This window comes from Acidithiobacillus sp., from assembly GCF_023255755.1.
Lineage (GTDB): Bacteria > Pseudomonadota > Gammaproteobacteria > Acidithiobacillales > Acidithiobacillaceae > Acidithiobacillus.
The window spans coordinates 1-3,094 of sequence record NZ_JAGDVS010000111.1 but is presented as its reverse complement, the minus strand read 5'-3'; the positions used below and the strand labels follow the sequence as shown (position 1 = coordinate 3,094).

Annotated in this window: 3 protein-coding genes and 1 pseudogene; all 4 read left to right on the top strand. The window is 61.2% G+C overall.

Translation table 11 applies throughout. The annotated features are described in order from the left end of the window. A partial coding sequence (locus tag Q0C48_RS07735; protein ID WP_291523120.1) for an ATP-binding protein occupies positions 1–1,170 on the top strand: 1,170 nt, incomplete at its 5' end. Between the two features lie 21 nt (positions 1,171–1,191). Then, positions 1,192–2,598: a sigma-54 dependent transcriptional regulator gene (locus Q0C48_RS07730; RefSeq protein WP_291523118.1), complete on the top strand. Its 1,407-nt coding sequence runs from the start codon at positions 1,192–1,194 to the stop codon at positions 2,596–2,598. Further along, positions 2,582–2,809, top strand: a complete 228-nt coding sequence (locus Q0C48_RS07725; RefSeq protein ID WP_291523116.1) for a hypothetical protein — start codon at positions 2,582–2,584, stop codon at positions 2,807–2,809. The genes Q0C48_RS07730 and Q0C48_RS07725 overlap by 17 nt, the downstream gene beginning before the upstream one ends. Before the next feature lie 73 nt (positions 2,810–2,882). Then, a pseudogene (locus tag Q0C48_RS07720) lies at positions 2,883–3,094 on the top strand (hypothetical protein); the annotation flags it as partial.

The window sequence follows — 3,094 nt, the reverse complement described above, 5'->3', positions numbered from 1 at the left end:
CTGCAGACGGTGGCGAGTCACGACGAGCTGGGTGTCCTGATACATTCGTTCAACAATATGACCCGACAACTGGCGCGGGCCAAGCAGCAGGCGGCGGCGGCGCAGGAGCAGGCGGAGCAGCGGCGGCTGTACCTGGAGACCGTGCTCGGACAGATTTCCAGCGGCATCCTGACCTTTGATGGCGAAAACCATTTGGCCGAGGTCAACGCTGCGGCGACCCATATCCTTCAGGAGGATTTGCCCAGGGGCAGTGCGCTGGATGCGTTGCATGACGGCACCGCGCTGGAGCCCCTGTGGAAGCTGGTGGCGGACTGGGTGGAACACCCCCGTAACGGGATGCAGAAAGAGTTGCAGATCGAGCGCTCCGACGGGCCACAAACCATTATCGTGCATGGCGCGCATTTTGCGGATGATGCCGGTAGTCGGGGTTTCGTACTGGTTTTTGACGACATCAGCACACTGGTCGCCGCCCAGCGCAGTGCCGCCTGGAGTGAGGTGGCGCGGCGTCTGGCCCACGAGATCAAGAACCCGCTCACCCCCATTCAGCTCTCCGCCGAGCGGCTGCGGCGCAAATATCTGGAACGCCTTGGCGATGAGGGGGAGACCCTGGATCGTGCCACCCGCACCATCATCCATCAGGTGGATGCCCTCAAGGTGATGGTGGATGCCTTCTCGGAGTATGCCCGGCAGCCGCAATTGGAGTTGCGCCCGCTCGATCTGAACACGCTGATTCTGGACGTGCTCGACCTGTATCGCGGGCAAGAGAGCGGGGTGGAGATTCGGGCTGAACTGGGTGCGGGCCTGCCCCCCCTGCGGGCCGATGTGCATCGCCTGCGCCAGATCCTCAACAATCTCTTGCGTAATGCCATGGATGCTCTACAGGGTGGCATAGAATCTTCTGATGGTAAGCATATCCTGATTCGCACCCGTTTGACGGACGCCGGCCCGGCAAAGGTGCTAGAGTTGAGTGTGTTGGATGACGGACCCGGCTTCCCGGCCGAGTTGCTGGCGCGGGTTTTTGAGCCCTATGTCACCAGCAAGGTGAAGGGTTCTGGGCTGGGTCTCGCCATCGTCCGGCGTATCGTTGAGGAGCACGGCGGGCTGATTATTGCCGATAATCAGGGTTTGCAGGGCGGTGCGCGTATCGTTATCGATTTTCCGTTGGGTTGAAGCAAGCGTTCAGGAGGCGGCATGGAAGAGGCACGATTGAATATTCTGGTGGTGGATGACGAACCCGATATCTGCGCGACCCTGGCAGAAATTCTGGAAGACGAAGGCTACAGCGTGCATACCGCGGGAAGTGCGGAAGCCGCCGAAGTGCTGCTGCGTGATCAGATGGCGGACCTCGTCCTCCTCGATATCTGGATGCCGGGTGAGGACGGCGTCAGCCTCTTGCGGCGCTGGGCCGAAGCGGGTCTGGAGCAGCCGGTGGTGATGATGTCCGGGCACGCCACCATCGAAACGGCGGTGCAGGCGACTAAGCTGGGCGCCTATGACTTTATCGAAAAGCCGCTGTCGCTGGACAAGACCCTGCTTACCGTCACCCATGCCCTGGAATCCAGTCGCTTGCAGCGCGAGAACCGCGACCTGCGCGCGCAGGCCGGCTGGGTAGAGCGGCCAAGCGGCGAGAGCCCGGCGATCCGCCAGTTTCGCGAACAGTTGCAGCGGGTGGCAGCGGTGGATTCCTGGGCGTTGCTGCTGGGCGAGCCGGGTAGCGGTAAGGAAGTGGCCGCGCGTTATTTGCACCGGCAAAGCCGACGGGCACAGGGGCCTTTCGTGGATCTGCGTGCCGCCGCCATCGCTCGCCCCAATGTCGCCATTGAGCTCTTCGGCAATGAAGATCATGGCAAACTGACCCGCGGGCGTCTGGAAGTGGCCCATGGCGGCACGCTCTTCATCGACGAAATTGCCGACATGGACCTGGAAACCCAGGCGCGGCTGTTCTCGGCCTTGCAGGAGCGGCGCATCATCCGGGTGGGCGGGACGACGCCCGTGCCGGTGGATGTGCGCGTTATCGCCGGAAGCGCGCAGGATTTGGCGCACGCGGTGCAGAGCGGGCAGTTCCGCAGCGATCTCTACTACCGCCTCAGCGCCCTGCCCCTCAAGGTGCCGCCGCTGTCCGCGCGGAGCGCAGATATTCCGACACTGATAGAAGAGTTTGTACGCTTTTATGGCGCCCGCGATGGCTTGGCCGCGCGCCACTTTGCCCCGGAAACCCTGGATGTGCTGCGGCATTATCCCTGGCCGGGCAATGTCCGCGAATTGCAAAATCTGGTGGAACGACTGCTGATTCTGGCGGAAGGACCGGAGATCAGCGCGGAAGAGGTGGAGGGGGCGCTGGGTCTGGATAATCGCCTCGTCCTCGCCAACACTAATTTCGACGGGGAAGATTTTGGCGGCACCCTGAAGCGCGCGCGGGAGCGCTTTGAGCGTGCCTTCCTCGAATACCATCTGGCGCGTAACGAGTGGAATATCGCGCGAACGGCGGAAGTGGTGGGGCTGGAGCGCACGCATCTCTATCGCAAGCTGAAGAATCTGAGTATTGCCCTGAAGGGCGAGCGGCATGCGGGCGAGGATGGGGATGAGGGGGAGGGGTAAGACGGAGCCGTTCATTCAGAATATCCACCCTCTGGAAACGCGGCGGGGCTTTGTGGCTCGCGGCTTACGGGCACGGGAAGAGGCCTGGGCAACGGGTGTGTATGTGGAAGCCCGAGAAATGTTGATCCGGCTGGATGCGTCTTTGGCGAGGGCGCGTGGCCATCGCCATGGAAAAGAGCGCTTGATTCTCGAGCACACACCCGACAGGTGAAACTTCTCTCTGCATGGTTACCTGGACCGGTGTGAATCAATGTGGCTGCCTCAAGGAATAGCTGAAAAATCCCATGAACATTGACATTGCCGAGTTCACGGCTAATTGCCTGAAGTGGATTGACGAAGTCGCCACCACTCATCAGCGGCTGGTAATCAACATGGGTGGCAAACCGCTGGTCGAGGTGGTTCCCATTGTCGATGAAACGCGGAATAGTCTGTTTGGATATATGAACCTAAAAAAAGCAGTTACGGCCCGGCCAGAGCAGGAATCGCCCCATCTGGT